23 protein-coding genes are annotated in these 18661 nt (G+C 42.6%); 11 read left to right on the top strand and 12 right to left on the bottom strand.

Annotated features, from left to right (window positions below):
* Positions 1–262: 262 nt before the first annotated feature.
* From ACFQPF_RS08725 to ACFQPF_RS08745, 5 genes are all read left to right on the top strand, one after another.
* Positions 263–1513: an extracellular solute-binding protein gene (locus ACFQPF_RS08725; RefSeq protein WP_379748654.1), complete on the top strand. Its 1251-nt coding sequence runs from the start codon at positions 263–265 to the stop codon at positions 1511–1513.
* A gap of 146 nt (positions 1514–1659) precedes the next feature.
* The gene (locus ACFQPF_RS08730; protein ID WP_379748656.1) at positions 1660–2922 is read left to right on the top strand and encodes a carbohydrate ABC transporter permease; all 1263 of its coding nucleotides are present in this window, start codon (positions 1660–1662) and stop codon (positions 2920–2922) included.
* A 1-nt stretch (position 2923) separates the two neighbouring features.
* Positions 2924–3760, top strand: a complete 837-nt coding sequence (locus ACFQPF_RS08735; protein WP_379748658.1) for a sugar ABC transporter permease — start codon at positions 2924–2926, stop codon at positions 3758–3760.
* Positions 3760–5316: an alpha-amylase family glycosyl hydrolase gene (locus ACFQPF_RS08740; RefSeq protein WP_379748660.1), complete on the top strand. Its 1557-nt coding sequence runs from the start codon at positions 3760–3762 to the stop codon at positions 5314–5316. Before ACFQPF_RS08735 ends, ACFQPF_RS08740 begins: the two co-directional genes overlap by 1 nt.
* Positions 5317–5409: 93 nt before the next feature.
* Positions 5410–6456 (top strand): LacI family DNA-binding transcriptional regulator, encoded by a 1047-nt coding sequence (locus tag ACFQPF_RS08745; protein WP_379748662.1) that lies wholly within the window; start codon positions 5410–5412, stop codon positions 6454–6456.
* A 79-nt stretch (positions 6457–6535) separates the two neighbouring features.
* Here ACFQPF_RS08745 and ligD read toward each other — a convergent pair whose 3' ends face one another.
* From ligD to ACFQPF_RS08765, 4 genes are all read right to left on the bottom strand, one after another.
* Positions 6536–7462 (bottom strand): non-homologous end-joining DNA ligase, encoded by a 927-nt coding sequence (gene ligD / locus ACFQPF_RS08750; RefSeq protein WP_379748664.1) that lies wholly within the window; start codon positions 7460–7462, stop codon positions 6536–6538.
* Positions 7423–8328 carry an ATP-dependent DNA ligase gene (locus ACFQPF_RS08755; RefSeq protein WP_379748666.1) on the bottom strand — a complete coding sequence of 302 codons (906 nt, stop codon included), beginning with the start codon at positions 8326–8328 and terminating at the stop codon, positions 7423–7425. The genes ligD and ACFQPF_RS08755 overlap by 40 nt, the downstream gene beginning before the upstream one ends.
* A 68-nt stretch (positions 8329–8396) precedes the next feature.
* Positions 8397–9254 carry a non-homologous end joining protein Ku gene (ku, locus tag ACFQPF_RS08760; protein ID WP_379748668.1) on the bottom strand — a complete coding sequence of 286 codons (858 nt, stop codon included), beginning with the start codon at positions 9252–9254 and terminating at the stop codon, positions 8397–8399.
* A gap of 146 nt (positions 9255–9400) precedes the next feature.
* Positions 9401–10270, bottom strand: coding sequence for an SDR family oxidoreductase (locus tag ACFQPF_RS08765; protein ID WP_379748670.1), 870 nt, complete (start codon positions 10268–10270; stop codon positions 9401–9403).
* A 133-nt stretch (positions 10271–10403) separates the two neighbouring features.
* On the opposite strand from ACFQPF_RS08765, the gene ACFQPF_RS08770 reads away from it, so the two are divergent.
* Positions 10404–11555, top strand: coding sequence for a histidine kinase N-terminal domain-containing protein (locus ACFQPF_RS08770; protein ID WP_379748673.1), 1152 nt, complete (start codon positions 10404–10406; stop codon positions 11553–11555).
* Between the two features lie 195 nt (positions 11556–11750).
* Here the strand turns inward: ACFQPF_RS08770 and ACFQPF_RS08775 are convergent, their stop codons facing one another.
* Both ACFQPF_RS08775 and ACFQPF_RS08780 read right to left on the bottom strand, forming a co-directional pair.
* Positions 11751–11888 (bottom strand): hypothetical protein, encoded by a 138-nt coding sequence (locus tag ACFQPF_RS08775; protein WP_379748675.1) that lies wholly within the window; start codon positions 11886–11888, stop codon positions 11751–11753.
* Positions 11889–11942: 54 nt separating this feature from the next.
* Complete coding sequence (locus ACFQPF_RS08780; protein ID WP_379748677.1) at positions 11943–12809, bottom strand: DegV family protein; 867 nt, start codon at positions 12807–12809, stop codon at positions 11943–11945.
* 164 nt (positions 12810–12973) lie between these two features.
* Here ACFQPF_RS08780 and ACFQPF_RS08785 point away from each other — a divergent pair, with 164 nt between their 5' ends.
* Positions 12974–13822, top strand: coding sequence for a YitT family protein (locus tag ACFQPF_RS08785; RefSeq protein ID WP_379748833.1), 849 nt, complete (start codon positions 12974–12976; stop codon positions 13820–13822).
* A gap of 45 nt (positions 13823–13867) precedes the next feature.
* Here the strand turns inward: ACFQPF_RS08785 and ACFQPF_RS08790 are convergent, their stop codons facing one another.
* Positions 13868–14125: a NifU N-terminal domain-containing protein gene (locus ACFQPF_RS08790; RefSeq protein ID WP_379748679.1), complete on the bottom strand. Its 258-nt coding sequence runs from the start codon at positions 14123–14125 to the stop codon at positions 13868–13870.
* A gap of 18 nt (positions 14126–14143) precedes the next feature.
* Positions 14144–14596, bottom strand: coding sequence for a GNAT family N-acetyltransferase (locus ACFQPF_RS08795; protein ID WP_379748681.1), 453 nt, complete (start codon positions 14594–14596; stop codon positions 14144–14146).
* Between the two features lie 106 nt (positions 14597–14702).
* On the opposite strand from ACFQPF_RS08795, the gene ACFQPF_RS08800 reads away from it, so the two are divergent.
* On the top strand, positions 14703–15269 hold the full coding sequence (locus ACFQPF_RS08800) for a GDSL-type esterase/lipase family protein (protein ID WP_379748683.1): 567 nt from the start codon (positions 14703–14705) through the stop codon (positions 15267–15269).
* A gap of 45 nt (positions 15270–15314) precedes the next feature.
* Here the strand turns inward: ACFQPF_RS08800 and ACFQPF_RS08805 are convergent, their stop codons facing one another.
* The 3 genes from ACFQPF_RS08805 to ACFQPF_RS08815 all read right to left on the bottom strand — a co-directional run bounded on the left by ACFQPF_RS08805 (position 15315) and on the right by ACFQPF_RS08815 (position 16601).
* Complete coding sequence (locus tag ACFQPF_RS08805) at positions 15315–15545, bottom strand: DUF3813 domain-containing protein (protein ID WP_379748685.1); 231 nt, start codon at positions 15543–15545, stop codon at positions 15315–15317.
* Position 15546: 1 nt separating this feature from the next.
* Entirely contained in the window at positions 15547–15687 is a 141-nt protein-coding gene (locus tag ACFQPF_RS08810; RefSeq protein WP_379748687.1) for a hypothetical protein, read from the bottom strand.
* 104 nt (positions 15688–15791) lie between these two features.
* Positions 15792–16601 (bottom strand): Cof-type HAD-IIB family hydrolase, encoded by an 810-nt coding sequence (locus ACFQPF_RS08815; protein WP_379748689.1) that lies wholly within the window; start codon positions 16599–16601, stop codon positions 15792–15794.
* Between the two features lie 119 nt (positions 16602–16720).
* Between ACFQPF_RS08815 and ACFQPF_RS08820 the strand changes: the two genes are divergently transcribed.
* From ACFQPF_RS08820 to ACFQPF_RS08830, 3 genes are all read left to right on the top strand, one after another.
* The gene (locus tag ACFQPF_RS08820; RefSeq protein ID WP_379748691.1) at positions 16721–17482 is read left to right on the top strand and encodes an alpha/beta fold hydrolase; all 762 of its coding nucleotides are present in this window, start codon (positions 16721–16723) and stop codon (positions 17480–17482) included.
* Between the two features lie 74 nt (positions 17483–17556).
* Complete coding sequence (locus ACFQPF_RS08825; RefSeq protein ID WP_379748694.1) at positions 17557–17883, top strand: hypothetical protein; 327 nt, start codon at positions 17557–17559, stop codon at positions 17881–17883.
* 217 nt (positions 17884–18100) lie between these two features.
* Complete coding sequence (locus ACFQPF_RS08830; RefSeq protein ID WP_379748696.1) at positions 18101–18280, top strand: YjzC family protein; 180 nt, start codon at positions 18101–18103, stop codon at positions 18278–18280.
* Positions 18281–18432: 152 nt separating this feature from the next.
* On the opposite strand, the gene ACFQPF_RS08835 is transcribed toward ACFQPF_RS08830, so the two are convergent.
* On the bottom strand, positions 18433–18615 hold the full coding sequence (locus ACFQPF_RS08835) for a YjzD family protein (protein ID WP_379748698.1): 183 nt from the start codon (positions 18613–18615) through the stop codon (positions 18433–18435).
* Between the last annotated feature and the right edge of the window lie 46 nt (positions 18616–18661).

The raw sequence follows: 18661 nt of genomic DNA on the forward strand, positions 1-18661 counted from the left end.
TACCTGATAAGCACATTGCCTTCAAATTTGTATAGTTTATTTTTATGACAAACGAATGGAGTTGTCAACTAACATTATTTGAAAGCGTATGCAATTTTTCGAAAAAAAAGAGTTGTAAAAAAAAAAACACTATGTATAATGAAAAGTAAGCGGTTCATGCAATCGTTTTCACAACTAACGGAAGAGAGACTTTCCTCTTTTTTTGTCACATTGTGCAAACGGTTGTATAACGTATAAACAATCTTTCATAGGGGGATCAACCATGAAAAAGTTACTAGCATGGCCTTTAACTTTTGCATTGGCGGCAGGCTCACTAGCAGCATGCGGACCAAAAGAAGAAGAGGGCGGAAAAGAAGCCGGAAAAGAAGCTCACAAGCCAAAGCAGCTGACGATCTGGGAAGATAAAGAAAAAGGGATCGGAACACAAGACGCGATCAAAAAGTTCGAAGAGAAATACGGCATTAAAGTGAAGCTTGAAGAAAAGCCGATGCTTGATCAGCAGGAAAAGCTTCGTCTTGACGGACGCTCTGGCAAAGGCCCAGACATTATCACAACTCCGCATGACCGTGTAGGACCACTTGCACTTGAAGGGCTAATCGCTCCGATCAAAGTGTCAGATGAGACAAAGAAAATTTACACAGAGTCTGCGATCAACGCTCTTACTTACGAAGGAAATCTTTACGGACTTCCTAAATCGACTGAAACACCAGTATTTGTTTATAACAAAGCGTTCATGGACAAAGCTCCTGAAACATTGGACGAGCTAAAAGGCGACAAGTTCGGAGCAGAGTATTCTTACTTAGCTAACTGGACAGATTTCTATTTCGCACACGGCGTTCTTTCGGGAATGGGCGGATACGTATTTAAAGATGACAATGGAACTCTAGATCCTGCTGATGTTGGCCTCGCTAACGACGGCGGAGTTGAAGGGTTAGACTATATTACTTCTTGGTACAAAGAAGGATTGTTTCCTAAAGGAATCATCGGTAAAGACGCTGGACAGACAATCGATGGATTGTTCACTGGCAAGAAGGTTGCTGCTGTTATGAACGGTCCTTGGTCTTTCCAGCCTTATAAAGATGCAGGAATCGACATCGGTGTTGCTCCAATGCCTAAGCTTCCAAACGGTGAGTATGTAAAAACGTTCATCGGAGTAAAAGGATACTTTGTAAGTTCATATTCTAAAAATCAAGAATGGGCAACAAAGCTAGTTGAGTTCATCACGAACGAAGAAAACTCTAAAGTTCGTTTCGAAAAGACTGCTGAAATCCCGCCAGTTGTTAAGCTAATGGAAGATCCAATCATCGCTGACAACGAAGCAGCGAAAGCAGTTGCTGTTCAATCTGAGCGCGGTGTGCCAATGCCGAACATTCCAGAGATGGCTGAAGTTTGGACGCCTGCAGCTAATGCTCTTCAACTTTCAGCAACTGGAAAGTCAGATGCAAAGAAAGCACTTGAAGGTGCAGTAAAGCAGATCAACCAGAATATTGAAACCAATCACAAGAAAAAATAATTTTCCATCTATATGAAAAGGAAAGCGGTACCCAAGTATAGGGTACTGCTTTCTATCCCTTTACGTACGTGCTGGAAAGGATTTGAACTGGATCCTCGATCCTTTCGAACACATACGGCAGGGGGAAAGAAAGGAGACAGCCCTTCGTGACTTATCAGAAGAAAGCGGCGCTATTGTCCATCATTCCAGGATTAGGCCAGCTGTTCAACAAACAATGGTTAAAAGGTTCCCTTTTTCTATTGCTGGCAGCTTCCTATTTCATCGTATTCTTTGAAACACTTAACATGGGTATGTGGGGGCTTTTCACACTAGGTGAAGTGCAATTCCGCGACCATTCCGTATTTTTGCTCGTTGAAGGAATCATTGCTTTGATCATTATTGCAATCGGTCTGGCGTTTTACGCGTTTAACTTATATGATGCTTCTCAAAACGGAAAAAAGCGCGACAATGGCATCGCACTGAATACATTGAGCGAACAATATTTAACAGTAGTCGATAAAGGCTTCCCCTATTTAATGGTAGGACCAGGTTTCTTCCTGCTGATCTTTGTTGTTATTTTCCCGATCTTGTTCATGATCCTGCTCGCGTTCACAAACTACGACCTTTACCACTCACCGCCGGCAAAGCTCGTTGAATGGGTGGGCATTCAAAACTTTATTGAGATCTTTTCTCTTGATTTATGGCGTGAAACGTTTATCTCTGTATTTGCCTGGACGATTATCTGGACGTTTTCAGCGACGACGCTGCAAGTGGCGATCGGTATTTTCCTTGCAGTCGTTGTGAACCAGAAAGACTTGAAATTTAAAGGCCTTATCCGCACATTATTAATTCTTCCTTGGGCAGTGCCAGCATTCGTATCCATCCTTATTTTCAGCGGATTGTTTAACGAATCATTCGGAGCAATTAATAATCAAATTTTAAACTCACTTGGAATCGATTCCATAGAATGGATGACCGATCCTTTTTATTCGAAGATCGCGTTGATATTCATTCAATCTTGGCTTGGATTCCCGTTCGTTATGGCGATGACAACAGGGGTATTGCAGTCCATTCCTGAAGAACTTTATGAAGCGGCTACAGTGGACGGAGCTTCTGCCTTTGATAAATTCAAAAGCATCACCCTGCCGATGATTCTGTTTGCAACGGCTCCTATTCTGATCACTCAGTACACGTTTAACTTTAACAACTTTAATGTTATTTACTTGTTCAATGCAGGAGGACCTCCAGTAGCAGGCCAAAATGCAGGCGGAACAGATATCTTAATCTCTTGGATCTATACGCTGACAATGACATCTTCGCAATATTCGAAAGCGGCAGCGATTACTGTACTGCTCTCCATTATCATTGTCACGGTAGCTCTTTATAATTTCAGAAAGACAAAATCTTTCAAGGATGAGGGGACGATTTAACATGAGCATAAAAACGGCAAAATACATCCGTCTAACCTTGTCTTATATTATTCTATTGGCAGCCGTTATTGTTGTCGTCTATCCGGTATTATGGGTAATCGGCTCGTCGTTCAACCCAGGGAACAGCTTGATGAGTTCTACAATCATTCCGGAAAATGCAACACTTGCACACTATAAAAACCTGTTCGAGAACACGGACTACCTTACTTGGTATTGGAACACTCTAAAGGTTTGTTTCTTTACGATGGTACTTGCGGTTATCTTTATCGGCTTGACGGCGTATGCGTTCTCCCGTTATCAGTTCATCGGACGCAAAAACGGCCTTCTGCTTTTCCTTGTACTTCAAATGGTTCCGCAGTTCGTCGCGATTCTCGCAATCTTTATTCTGGCTGACCAAGTGAAGCTCCTTGATACTCACTTTGGGCTTGTTCTTGTCTATGTCGGAGGATTGATTCCTATGAACACATGGCTGGCGAAAGGCTATTATGATACGATTCCAAAAGAGCTAGACGAGTCCGCTCGCATGGACGGCGCAGGGCATTTCAGGATCTTCTTCCAGATTATCCTGCCGCTTTCAAAACCGATTCTGGCAGTCGTTGCTTTGTTCAGCTTCATCTCGCCATTTGCAGACTTTATCCTGGCATCTGTACTTCTCCGATCACCGGAAAAGTTCACGCTTGCCATCGGACTGTATAACATGATCTCAGATGAATTCGGCAACAGCTTTACAACGTTTGCCGCAGGATCAGTGCTTATCGCTGTACCAATCGGCATTCTCTTCTTATCACTGCAGCGGTTCTTTGTATCTGGATTGACGGCTGGAGGAACGAAGGGGTAATGAAGGTCAAAGGAAAAACGCTGGCGGGCAGCCGGTTCATCATCATCCTGCTGCTCCCGTTTCTCCTTTTTTTCTTTGCGGAAATGAAGGCGCTTGCAGAGGGAAAGGATAGAAGCTGGCAGGACGAATCAATTTATTTTATTATGATTGACCGGTTTCATAATGGAGACCTTTCCAATGATTATGAAGTAAATACTGAAGACCCTTATGCTTATCATGGCGGGGATATTAAAGGCATCACGAAAAAATTGGATTATATAAAAAAACTTGGCTCCACAGTCATTTGGCTGACTCCTGTCGTAAAAAACGAGGAGAAGGGTTATCACGGCTATTGGACGGAGGATTTTTATAAGGTTGAAGAGCATTTTGGCAATTTGGATGATATGAAGGAACTCGTATCAGAAGCACATAAACGAGATATGAAAGTCATTCTTGATTTAGTCGTTAATCATACAGGCTATAAGACTCGATGGCTGACACAAACTGACAAAAAGGATTGGTTTCACGAGCAGCAGGAAATATATGATTATCAAGATCAAGAACAGGTTGAAAATGGATGGCTGTCCGGTCTTCCGGACTTCAATCATGAAAATCCGGAAGTCAGGGAGTATCTCCTTGATGTGGCCGTCTACTGGATCAAAGAAACAGACATTGATGGATACCGTCTTGATACGGTCAAGCATGTACCGAAAACATTTTGGACCGACTTCGCTAAGGCCGTAAGAGAAGCAAAGTCTGATTTTTACCTTTTAGGTGAAGTTTGGCATGACAACCCCGAATATATCGCAGGATACAGCGAAGCAGGCATCGGATCGTTTGTAGATTACCCTTTATATAATGAAATGACGCTTGCTTTCAGTGAGAGCGGGCAGCCTCTTTCTGAACTGGCTTCCGTCTGGGACCGCAACAAATATTATTACAGCAAGCCCTATGAAATGGGGAATTTCCTTGATAACCATGATAACATCCGGTTTACGAGGCAGGCCATTCTCAACAATGAGGATCCAAAGAAAAGGCTGCGTCTGGCCTTGACCTATCTTTATACAGCCCCTGGCATACCCATTTTATATCAAGGAACAGAGCATAGTATGGATGGCGGAGAAGATCCGGATAATCGGCATATGATGACGTTTCCTAAAGATGATGACATGGAAGCGTTCACGAGGGAAATCGCAAAGTTGAGACAAGAAAGCCTTGCTTTAAGGCGAGGCAGCTATCAAATGGTTTATGAAGACGGTCCGATTGCTGTTTTCAAGAGGGAATATAAGGAAGAGATCGTTTACATCGCTTATAACAACAGCGAAAAAAAATCAGAAATCTCTTTTCATGACAAGCACCTGAATGAAAAGTATGATCTTGCTCCAATGCTTGATTTTCCGGAAAGCATGGAAGCAAAAGTTGAAGGAAAGACTGGAAAAGTAGAGCTAGCTGCGGAAACAGCGCAATTATATCGCGTTCAAAAAAAATCAGAAGCAAACAAAGTATGGTGGGGAATAGCTGCTGCACTAGCTGCTTTATTAGTGTGTGCCTATGCTGCAAAAAGGAAAAATTCGTAAGTTCAGCTTGTTTGCAAGCGTTTCATCCATTACAATGAATGAGGCAATTAGAAGGAAACGCTTTCTTTTTATTAGGGAAAGGAGGGGAACTGCATGGCAGTGACAATAAAAGACGTGGCACGATTGGCCGATGTAGCGCCTTCTACAGTATCCAGAGTGATCGCCAATAATCCGCGGATCTCTGAAAAAACAAAACGCAAGGTTAAAGAAGCCATGGAATATCTTGGCTACCATCCTAACTTCAACGCGCGGAGCCTGGCTAACCGTTCTACACAGGCCATTGGACTGGTTATGCCAAGCTCTGCTGATCATGCTTTTCAAAACCCGTTTTTCCCTGAAGTGATAAGAGGCATCTCAACAAAGGCGCACGAAAAAGAGTATGCTCTGTACATGTCCACAGGAAAAACAGAGGATGAAATTTTTGATGGTGTCGTTCAGATGGTGCAGGGCAGGAGGGTGGACGGCATCATCCTGCTCTACTCAAGGGTGGATGACCGGATCATGACGTATCTGCAACAACAACAGTTTCCGTTTACCGTGATTGGGAAACCGTTTAAAAACGCTGATTGCATCACGCATATCGATAACGATAATTACAAAGCATCGCAGGAATTGACTGAGTACTTGATCTCTCTAGGACATGAGCGGATCGGCTTTGTTGGAGGAAACCTAAATCTTGTCGTCACGATCGACAGGCTTCTCGGATACGAAAAAGCAATCCGTGATGCAGCTTTGGATTATAAGGACCATTACATTGTTCATGAACAATTTCTAAAAGAGGGGGGACAGGAGGCAGTGAAAGAGCTGTTCTCCCTGCCTGATCCTCCTACCGCATTAGTCGTGATGGATGACTTAATGACCTTCGGTGTGATCAGTACACTGAAGGAACTGGGGTTATCCGTGCCAGATGACATTTCGGTTGCAAGCTTTAATAATGTGATGATTTCAGAGCTCTCCACACCGCCGCTCACTTCAGTCGATATTAATATCTTTCAGCTTGGTTATGAAGCGGCTGTCGGTCTCTTGGACTGCATACAGACGTGCAAGCTAGGGAAAAGGGTAGTCGTCCCTCATAAGCTGATCATCCGTCAGTCATGCAAGCCGAAGCTTGAAGGCTTAGAGACGAAAGAAACCGTGTAAGCTGGTCACTGTTCATTCATTAAAAGTATTCCACTCAGAAATACTCTGAAGTAGGAGTGCTTTTTTTTATTCTAGGAAATCACTGCAAATGGCGTCTCTCTTTCAATACGTGTAGGACATGCTGGAATGGCTGTGTTGTTTTGGTTTCCCAAAATGATGAGAATGGATCTCCTTTGCTCTTAATTCGTGTCTTTAAGCTGTCTACTGTGAAAAGTTCTGGACGAAGGCTGCTGTTGACTTCGTGCCAATATACTGGAGTGGCGACAAGTGCGTCACTGTTCCCCCTTGCCGAATATGGAGCGATAATTGTCTTGCCTTCTGCATGCTGGATAAAGTCGATATAGCATTTTTGGCCCCTCTTTTTCTTAAGACGTTCTGTCGTGAAATAATCGGGTTCTTTGTTGATTAAATAGTCAGCAAGAAAGCTTGTGAACATTCTTGCTTCAACAAAGGTAAATGAGTGATCGGGAATTGGAATATATACTTGCATCCCTTTATTTCCGCTTGTTTTAACGTAAGGAACGAGCCGGAGTGAATCACAGACTTCTTTGATAATGAGAGACGCTTCGACGGCAAGGCCGAAATCAGATCGTGAAGGCGGATCGAGGTCCATTACGATTTCGGAAGGAAAAGAAGTACGTGTTCTTCGGAAGGGAATATGCATTTCCAGTGCAAGCTGGTTTCCAAGCCACAAAAGTGTTTCTAAATTGGAGCAGATGCAATAATGAATATCCTCTTCTAAGAACGTCTCGACAAAGGTAGGAGCATATTCCGGACAATTCTTCTGATAAAAACGTTCACCCTGAACTCCGTGAGGATAACGTATGACGGTTAATGTACGCTCCTTTAGAAATGGAAGAATATACGGTGCAATAAAGCTCAAATAGTGGAGGTACTCTAGCTTCGCAATACCCTTTTCAGGCCAAACCGGCTTGTCTGGACTCGTAATGACAATATCAGATGCATTTACTGTGATGGTGTACTGTTCTTTTTGACGTTTTCCCACGTACAGTCCTCCCAGTGCATGTTTAACAAAAAGCGTGAAAAACGGGGCTGCCTCAGCTGTTCTTTATACAACTCTAAATATTCTAGCTCTACGCACAAAAAAGGCGGAATATAAAAAACAGTGCCTTCCTGGTGTGAAGTGTTGTTTTTAACGATTTGGATAAGAGCTTCTCTTTCTTCACTTTCGAGTCCATGTGAAAACAATCCCGCAGATGTCAGTTTTTCGTGTGAATCAATGGCAGCCACATGAAAAAAACCGTTGCTTTGATCATACGCTGTCAAAATGAAGGCCCCTTTTTTTATGTTCTTCCACTTTAGCCACTGTTTGGTTCGCGTACCTGCGCTCCAAGTGCTTCGAATTTGCTTCGCTACAATTCCTTCTCCGTCAGATTCAGTTACAAGAGAGCGAATAAAGCTAAGATCAGTCTGTACTTGAATTTTATTCAAAGGTCTTAATGGGATTATGGTATCCTCCACATCACCGTATGAAAGCAGGGAAGAGAGAATTTCTTTTCTGCTTTCCAAGGGCAGTTTCGTCATCCATTCACTGTTCTTCATAAGACAGTCGAACGCTAGAAATGTGGCGGGTGCTTGTTTAGATTTTTTTTCAACTTGTTCGATATTCTTTAATCTGCCGCGTAATTGAATCGCTTCGAAATCGGCCTTTTTATCATTGCGTAAAATACAGAGCTCCCCATCTAACACGAACGGAAGAAAAGGTGTCCAAACGGTCAATAATGCTGTTATGTGATGCTTAACTTCCGGAAAAGAATTCCCAAGTTCTTGACCGTTACGGCTTTTCATTCTCACCTCTTCTTTGCTGCAATAAAGAAGGCAGCGATAGCCGTCATACTTGATTTCGTACAACCACTCCACCCCCTCAGGAAGGGAATGGACAAGTGAGGGCAGCATGGGCTTTAACCGGCCGCTCACCATCAACTGGACGCTTTCTTTTTAGAAGCTGACTTTTTCTTTTTAGGTTCTTTTTTCTGGTCTGAGGGCTCTGCCTGTTTTTTTAAAGGTATTGTTTTGGAAGCGTCAATGGAGGCTTGCAGGGCTTCCATCAAGTCAACGACATTTGTCTTTTCTTTCTCGCGTGCCACTTTAATCTCGTCACCGGAGATTTTGCTGTGAATCAGGTCCATTAATGATGTGCGATATTCATCATGATACTTTTCAGGCTCAAAAGGAGAAGTGAGCTGTTCGACAAGCTGTTTGGCCATTTCTACTTCCTTTTCATTTAGGTCGATCTCTTCGTTCAAGCCTGGTACATGGTCTATATTCCTTACTTCATCAGGGTAGAAGATGGTTTCAAGAACTAGGCCTTTCTCATATACTCTCACTGCAGCAAGATGCTCTTTAGAGCGCAGAGTGAATTTCGCAAGACCAATTTTTCCAGTGTCCTGCATCGCTTTCTTTAAAAGAGCAAACGATTTAGCACCGTTTTCTCCAGGACCGACGAAATAAGAGCGGTTAAAGTAAATAGGGTCAATTTCTTCCAAACTGACAAAATCAATGATCTCAATCGCTTTCCCTTTTAAAGAGGCAAGCTCATCCAGTTCGTTTTTTTCAACGATCACAAATTTGCCGGGTTCATATTCATATCCTTTTACGATGTCGTCCTGTTCGACTTCCTTTTCGCAAACAGGACACATCTTCTCATAAGAAATCGGGTTGTGGCATGTTTCATGAAGATAGCGCATTTTAATATCCTTGCTCTCTGTAGCGGCAAACAGCTTGACTGGTATATTCACGAGTCCGAAGCTAATAGCCCCTTTCCACATAGTATGCATGTTGTTCTCCCTTTCATTTGCAGTGTCTTGGTGTTAGTGTTTGATATCTTAAGAATTCTCTTCATGTAGTTATTTCCAAATAAAAAAACCTTACCGATAGTGGCGAAAAGTGCCATATTCGATAAGGCTTACAGTCATAGGGAGGATTATCCGTTCACTACGGTTCCGCCGTTAATATGGATTATCTGGCCTGACACATACGATGAATCTTCTGAAGCTAAGTAGACATAAGCCGGGGCTAGCTCTTCAGGCTGCCCAGCTCTTTTCATAGGGGTGTTCTGACCGAATTTCTCCACTTTTTCTTCACTGAACGTGGAAGGGATGAGCGGAGTCCAAATCGGTCCAGGTGCTACGCCGTTCACACGGATCCCTTTTTTGACAAGTGAATTGGAAAGCGCGCGTGTGAAGGAGACGATTGCACCTTTTGTTGCAGAATAATCAATTAGTTCAGGATGTCCCTGATACGCTGTGATAGATGCGGTGTTAATGATGGCACTGCCTTCCTTCAAGAAGGGGAGTGCCGCTTTTGTTAAATAGAACATAGAAAAGATATTCGTCCGGAAGGTTTTCTCGAGCTGATCGGCTGTTATCTGTTCGATGCCTTCTTGGGGATGCTGCTCTGCGGCATTATTTACGAGGATATCCAGTCCGCCGAGTGATTCGGTTGTTTGCTTCACGACTTTTTGGCAGAAACTATCGTCACCAATGTCTCCGGCAAAAAGGAGACACTTTCGCCCTTCTTGTTCGACCTGCTGTTTCGTTTCCTCGGCATCGCTCTCTTCGTCAAGATAGACAATTGCCACATCGCAGCCTTCTTTCGCAAAAGCGATCGCTACCGCTTTTCCAATGCCGCTGTCTCCTCCGGTAATGAGGGCTGTTTTATTTTCCAGTTTACCGCTTCCTTTATAAGACTTGCGTTCGGTTTTCGGCAATGGGTTCATTTCTGATTCGATTCCAGGCTGATGGTCCTGATGCTGAGGGGGAAGGGTTTGTTTTTTATTTTCATGATTTGTCATTACGATCTCCTCCTTACAAGTATGTTTTACCCTTCCCTTGAAACAGCCGTTTAAACATTAAAATGTTGTAGTCTGCAGCACGTTGCTACATAATAAGGCTATAAAGATATTGGACGTGAAAGGTTGGTTCTGCATGAACGGCCATAAAGAACAGGAACAAATTCTTAACTCAGAGAGTATTATTGTATTCTTAAACGAAAACCATGAGCAGGTCGTAAATAAATGGCTCAGCTCTGCCTTACTCTCGCCACATGATCCTTTTTATAAAGAGATTGAGCAAAATGGCAGAAGTACACTGCTTGCATTGCAGCGATATTTGAGAAGCACGGAAATGACCATGATGGATCAGCTCACGAAAAAGATTGCGCAGGAGCGTATTGAAGCTGAAGCGAATATTGGAGACTTTGTCTATAACATCAATACAGGAAGAAAAATTGTGACAGAGCTTGTTTTCTGTTCCTTGCTGACAGAAAACGAAAAAGGGAAAGGCATCATGGCGATCAATGATTTTTTCGATCAGCTGCTCTATCTGGCTGTAAAAGAATTTTCGCGTCTTAAGGATGAAATCATTAAAAGCAAGAACCAGTTCATTCAGGAGATGCATCATGATAGACTGACTATGCTCGGACAGATAGCCGCAAGTTTTGCACATGAGTTTCGCAATCCATTAACCTCGATTAAAGGGTTCATGTATTTACTTCAAAAGGAAACGCCTCATCAGGAAAAAACGAAGCATTACTTTGATATCATTCAAAACGAAATGGAAAGCCTGGAAGATAAAGTTACTCAATTTTTATATTTATCCAAAATGAAAAACTTAGAAGACAGGATAAAACCATTCCACCTATCACAAACGGTCCATGACATGGTTGATTTTATGTATCCACGGTTTACAGAATCAAATATTGTACACAACATTATGATCACGCCGGGTATATGGGTGGAAGGGGAGCCTTCTCAAATTAAGCAGGTCCTTTTGAATATTCTGAATAATGCCGTTGAAGAGCTTTGTCAGATGGAAGGTGAACGGAGAATAGATGTTCATGTTACAAAGGGTAAAGAGCAATGTGAAGTGAGGATATCCAATAACGGAGAACCGATTCCAGCTTATCTGCTTGAAAATATTTTTGAACCATTTGTCACTACGAAATCGCTCGGAACAGGGCTAGGACTGTCCGTTTGCAAGCAAATCGTCGAAAAGCACAGTGGTACAATCACCGTTCAATCACATTCTCAAGAAACAGCGTTTTATATAAAGCTGCCGTTATATGAAAAAAAAGTATAAATGCCTTGAGGTTAGTACTCGATACGGAAGAAAGTTGACGACTATAGGACGAGTGGCTAAGGCTGACGCGAAAGACACCGCGCCAGCCTTTTTTTCTTTGTAGGACATTACGCTTCACCCTCTACCTATGAGGAATAATGAAGCTTAACCACTTCTTGAATTCTAAAAGTAACACTGTTTACGAAATCAGCCTTTTTATTGATGGTCAGCTTTCTTAGAGTAGGAATGTTTGCCAGACGCTTTGTTTTGCTCATATGCTTCGTTCTTAAGCTGGTTTTCTGCCTGGTTATCGAAACGCTTTTTATCATTGTCACTCGTTCTTTTTGCAGTCAAAGAAAAAAACCTCCTTTAAACAGTAGATTCTGCGCAAAAGGAGATTTTATACGTTTAGCTGGTACGGACTGGCTTTTCTAAAAAGAACAGGGCAACGGTCCCTGGGCCGGCATGTGCTCCAATAGCCCCGCCGATCATATTGATGATAATTTCATTTGTATGAAATTCTTTAATGATCATTTCTTTTAGTACGTTCGCGGATTCAATATCATCACCATGACTGATCGCGAGGGTCATGTTTGATGTATCTCCCGTTCTTTCCTTCATCAGTTCAAGCATCCGTGCAAAAGCTTTTTTTCTTCCCCTCACTTTTTCAAGCGGAAATAACTTACCATCTTCCATGTGAAGGACAGGCTTAATTTTCAGCAGTGAACCCATGAATGCGGCTGTTTTACTGACACGGCCGCCGCGGAATAAATATTCCAGGTCATCTACGGTGAAAATATGCTGTAAGTTCTCCCTGAACGTTGAGAGCATAGAAAGAATATTTTCGAAGCATTCTCCTTTTTCAGCAAGCAACGCGGCTTCGTACACCATTAAGCCATACCCTAAGGAAGCCCCAAGGCTGTCAAATACGGCGACAGATGAGTCAGGAAATTCTTCTGAAACTTCATTCTTCATTAAAACGGCTGTCTGGAAGGTGCCGCTTAATCCGGAAGAGAGGGTAATATAAATAACAGGAATGTTTTGTTTCGCGTATGTAGTCAATGTTTCTTTAATGGTCAGAGGTGACACCTGAGCTGTCTTAGTAGCTGAACCATTTCTCATCTTGCTGTAAAGCTGGAGCGGTTCAATTGTCTTCCTGTCTAAATAATCCTCTCCGTCAGCCTGAACAATCAAGGGCATCATCTCAATTTGGAGGTTATCTAGAATTTGTTTCGGGAGATCACATCCGCTGTCTGCAATAATTTTCACTTTCATCGTTTCACCTGCTTATTTAGTAGTTCCTGATTATCAGTTTACCTTTCATTTCCTGTTATTTCAATTCTCATTATTTTATTTCCAGCTGTGCCCATTGACGAAAGAAGATGAAATTTGTTAAAAAAGATTGTTGAAGTAATGAAGGGAGGGCGCTCTGTTTGAATATAAACGCCAGTTATAATGAAATAAAAAAAGTAATCATCATTTTGTTTGGAGCGGTATTGAATGCTTTTTCACTTAACTTTTTTCTCATCCCAGCCAATGTGTATTCTGGCGGTTTCACCGGTATAGCACAGCTTTCTTCCTCTATGCTGCAGTATACGCCATTTCCAGTTTCAACAGGGATCCTTCTTTTCCTGCTGAATATTCCGGTGGCGGTCGTAGGCTGGATGAAAGTGGGGAAATCATTTACCGTTTACAGCTTTTTCAGCGTAGCGATGATGACCGTATTCCTTGAACTGATTCCTATACACCGCATTTCTTCAGATATATTGTTAAACGCAGTATTTGGCGGCGTCATACAAGCCATAGGGGTGGGACTTACGTTAAAATACGGAGCCTCAACAGGAGGGCTTGATATCATCGCATTGGTGCTTTCTAAGCTCCGCAACGGACCGGTCGGCACGTATTTTTTTGTTCTCAATGCCATCATCATCATGACGGCTGGCTTTTTGTTCGGATGGGAAAAAGCGCTCTACACGCTTGTTGCGCTATATGCGTCTTCGCGAGTGATCGATTCCATCCACACTCGCCATGAAAAGCTGACAGCGATGATCGTCACAAAAAAAGGAAGACACTTAAAAGAAGCCATCCATTCAAAAATGCTGAGAGGCATCACCATCCTGCCTGCAAAAGGTGCTTTTTCTAACGAAGAGAAAGAGCTTCTATACATTGTCATCACACGATATGAATTGTACGAGCTTGAAAAAATTATAAAAGAAACAGATCCTGACGCGTTTACGAACATTGTCAGCACCACTAGCATCGTGGGCTTATTCCGTAACGATGATTGAAAAAACAGCCACCCGCATCTAGTTCCATGAGCGGGTGGCTGTTTTTTATTTTACATGCAGATCTAAAGCTTTTTCGATCTCTGGCAGCAAATTATTCCAGTCACTGTCTGCCGTTTTGTTGACCGTAATAAAGTCTTCAAAGCCAAAGATGGATTCTACTCCATCAATGCTAAGCAGGTCCTTGGCTAGCTCAGAATCTGGCTCATCGCCAGCTCGTGCGGATAACCTTCCTTCAAGAAATTTGCTTTCTCCGCCAAATTTAATCGCATTCGGATTAGGGGTTTGCTGAATTGAGAATTCCACTGCGACACCTCCACATTTTTAAAAGTTAAAGTTATAACGCTTTGACACAATATCATGAAATCCAAGTGAGTTGTACAAGTGTTTCGTAACAGAATTGTTGACGCCTGTTTCAAGCTCAATGGATTTAATGCCTTCTTTTTCTGCCCAATAAATCAATTTAAGCAGCAATTTCTTTGCGATTCCTTTATTTCTGGACGATTCTTGTACGTACAGTTCGTTCAGCCATATGTATGTACCGCCGATCTGCAAGCTGACGCCCATATTATAAAAAGCGAAGCCGATGATCTCGTCTCCGTCTTCTGCAGCAATGATGCCAGATTGCGCAGGGTTCTCTAACGATAGCTTAATCGTTTGGATGGTGCGCGTTAAATACTTGTCTACATCATTCAGCGTGCGCTGCTGCAAAAAGAGACGGGCGATCTTTTCAATAAGAATGTCGTCCGCATCAGGACTTACGAAATAAATGTTCATATTTTCCCCCTTTAAGGACACGTTCACTCTACATTCGATTATATCAAAATTTGCTAGGCTTTACGCTATAATGAAAAAAACAAAATAAGAGAGGGAGGGATCGAAGTTGGAAAAAACACTGATATGCTTTGGAGACAGCCTAACAGCGGATGACTACAGTCCCGATGGAAGCTTGCGGCTTACCCCCAGACTGCAGCAAGAATTAAACGGGTGGAATGTCTTAAATGCAGGAGTTCCGGGTGAAACAACAGCTGCAGCGATAAAGAGGCTAGAGGATGAAGTATTGAACAGAAATCCTGACTGTGTAACGATATTGTTCGGTGCCAACGATGCAAGTGATCATCGGTTTGTCTCTTTAGAACAATACGAAATGAATTTATCGGTCATGATCGAAAAAATAGGAGCTGAAAAGGTGATCTTAATCAGCCCTTCTCCTGTTAATGAATCGCTTCAAAAGGCAAGGCGAAACGCCGTATTGCTTCAGTATCGAAACAAAACGATTGATCTTGCACAGAAATTCGATACAGGGCATTTTGATTTATGGAGCGTGATGAATGCAGCCGATTATAAAAATCTTCTGGAAGAGGACGGGCTTCATTTTAACGAACGTGCATATGAATGGTTTGCCCATCAGTTTCTCGTTTATTTTAAGGTTTGGCAGCGGAACATATAAAGGCTTCTGGCTGCTACCTTATAGCGGCCAGAAGCCTGATTACTGCTATTTCAGTTCGCCGTTCTGATCAAGCTCCTGCTGCAGCTCTGCAAGCTGAGCGCGTTCTGCATCGCTTGAATTCGCCATTGCAGAGGAAATAGCGTTCTGTGCAACAGCCTCATCATGTGCACTCAAGTGCTGTGGAGTGCTGTTATCATGCTGCATGCTGTGGCTGTTCATCTTCTCGACCACATTATTTACCGCTTCTCTTGCTTTTTGAAATAAACGGTTGCCCATTTTATATTCCTCCTAAGGAGCGATTTTCTTGCTCTTGCTGTTTTCTTTCCTTGTTCTCTGTGTTCATTGACACATGGTTGTCCGCTGCAGCTTTGTCTGCACCTTGTTGTACAGCGCGCTTCGACCGGCTTTTTTTGCTCATTGCCTTCCCTCCCTTATAGGAGATAACTGTAGTTTCCGTTTCAAAAGGAGACTGTATGCGAAGTAAAAAACTCCAGTTTCACCAAGTGAAACTAGAGCTTCTGCTTAAAGATTGAGTACGTCTTTTAAATATAAGGCAATGCCATCTCTTTCGTTCGTTTCTGTTACTGCGTTAGACAGCTGCTTTAATTCAGGTATAGCGTTGCCCATGGCCACCCCATGTCCGGCATATTCAATCATTTCCAGATCATTGTCTTCGTCCCCAAAAGCGATGACTCGGTCACGGGGCACGTTATAATAATCCGCGACCTTCTTTAAGCCGACAGCTTTATTCATGCCGGTTCTCACAATTTCAATGATGTTCCATGGAGCTGCCCATATGCGGTGGTCAATGACTTCCGCATGCATCTTCTCGAGGTGGTCTCTTAGCTCTCCAATATGATGATCTTCAGGATGAATGAGGAGGGCAGTCGGGTCTTCATTTAAGATATGATGAAGATTTCCTGTCTGAGGCGGATTTTGATCCATGATAAAGGTGCTTACAATGACCTCATCATGATCCTTTAAGTACACGTCATCAATCACTTCAGCCATAATATTTTTTACGTTGAATTCTTCGCACGTTCGAATGATCCTCTTAGCGGTCTCAAGCTCCAATGGAGAATGGTGGATGCCGAAAGAAACATCGTGAGGGTGATGGACGAAAGCGCCGTTAAAATTTACAATCGGAGATCTTAGCCCAAGTTCTTTATAATACATCGAGCTCGACCGGTATGGTCTTCCGGTTGAAATGCACACATGGTGGCCTTGCTGCATGGCAAGGAAAAGCAACTCTTTTGTTTTTCGTGAAATGGTTTTGTTATCTTTTAAAAGCGTACCGTCTAAATCCAGAGCGATCAAATAGGGTTTCTTCACAGAATCAGTCCTTACATAGCAGATAGTTAAAGTGTAATGTTTTGCATAAACCTTGTCTATTGAAAGAGAGAAGCTTCGTAAAAACATGGTATCATAATTGTAAAAAAGGAGTGGGGAAAGTGGTACACATCACTAAGGAAAAGATTGACCATGTGCCGTTTTTAATGGCTGAGCTCTCAGAATTGAGAAATGAACCAGCTCCATTGTTTTTGTTTCTACATGGATACACGAGTGCAAAGGAACATAATCTCCATTTCGCTTATGCACTTGCTGAAAAAGGTTTCCGAGTTCTTCTTCCAGATGCACCGCTGCATGGTGAGAGAGAGCCTGAAGATGTTTCCAAAAGGGATATGAAGTTCTGGGATATCGTCTTGCAGGCAGTTCAAGAAAGCAATGCAATTGTGGATCATTTCAATGAAAAAAAATTAACGATCCCCGGGAAAATTGGATTAGGCGGCACGTCGATGGGTGCCATTACCATGTATGCGGTCCTGTCACAAAATGCTGAAATTTCAGCTGGCATTTCCTTAATGGGGACGCCAGCGCTCGAAACGTTCGCCAAATGGCAAGTCGAACAGCTGAAAAACCGCGGCTGGACGATTCCATTTACAGAACAGCTTCTACAGGATGTGTACCTCACCCTTCGTTCTTTAGATGTGACAGCGGATATCGGTAAACTAAATAACCGACCTCTGTTTATCTGGCACAGTAAATGTGATGCGATCATTCCGTTTGAACAGTCTTATTCCTTCTACAATATGCTCCGTGCAGAAGGGTATGAAGGAAGAACAGAATTTATGGAAGATTCCGCGTCTGGCCATAAAGTATCGAGAGAAGCCTTCCTTCGTTCGGTTGAATGGATTCAGGAAATCATCTCCTAGTGCAGTCAAAAGAAAGGGACATCTTTCACTTTTACTCCTGATGAATAACATATTGGAAAAGGAGGGGTGTCACGTTGGAATACTATGGGTCAGGTCCGCAAGATCAATTTTATGAAGAACAATACAACTACAATTACCATCCTAATCATATTAAACAGCTCGTCAAACTCTGTAAAAAGCACCGCAATCAGCATGTTTCCATTCTTTTGATGAATGGAAAGACATATGATGGATTTCTGGAGTTCTCAGATGAGCAAAATGCTTATGTTGCACTCCCGTTAAGTGCTCCTGAAGAACAGGTGAATTCCCGCAGTCAGGATGGCATGACAGGTTATACCTTAGAAAGGTACAGAGTAGCCCTTGCCTCCATCGCCGTTATCTCACCTTATATGTATTATTAAGCAGCCGAAGAATTGCCGGCTGTTTTTTTTAGTTCGCAAAGAAACTTCAGCAGTTCAATGCTTCTCATAGTCGTTCAGTCATTAGCAACAATCTTTGCAAAAAGAGCCTTTTAGTTTAAGGATATAGTGCAACTAGGGCTGGCCTAAGGGCTTGAGGTCCGCTGAGTTTTCTTTTGCGAAATGGGGAAATCTAATCAAAGAAAGGGGGGCAGCAATAATGGGACAAAGACATCAATTTACTCATGGTCAGAAAGCGCCTAACAACGGGATATATGTGGAAGTTGGAGAAACAGGAAGCAATGTGAATGACCCAAAGCAAATTCATTTACACGCGGGTGACACATTTCCGGAGACAACTAACCATAACCGTGTTTGGACATATAAAAGAAAACCTTAAATGCTGATACAGATTGTTCATGAGGTTTGCAGGCGTGTGCTTTACCAGAGAAGTATCAGGCTGCTGCACGGAACACAATGAGGACGGCAGATTAATGGTTAAACAAAAAAAGCCCTTGATACCAAAAGGTGTCAGGGGCTCTTCCTGTGTCGTTATTCAGCTGCTTCTTCATGAGAAGGGAGCACAGCTCCGATAATGGAAATAATCACTGTAAATACTACGCCAAAAATTGCAGCCTTGACGGCATCATATTCTCCGCCTTGCATGGAGCTTAGCACGTAAAAAATCATGTTGCTCAGTAGTAGAGACCAAAATAGTGTCCAAATATAGCGCATTCCAAATCACCTCTTTATGTAAACGAATTCTTTTCCACTTGTAATC

It is taken from the genome of Fictibacillus iocasae, from assembly GCF_042665465.1.
GTDB classification, from domain to species: Bacteria; Bacillota; Bacilli; order Bacillales; family Fictibacillaceae; genus Fictibacillus; species Fictibacillus iocasae.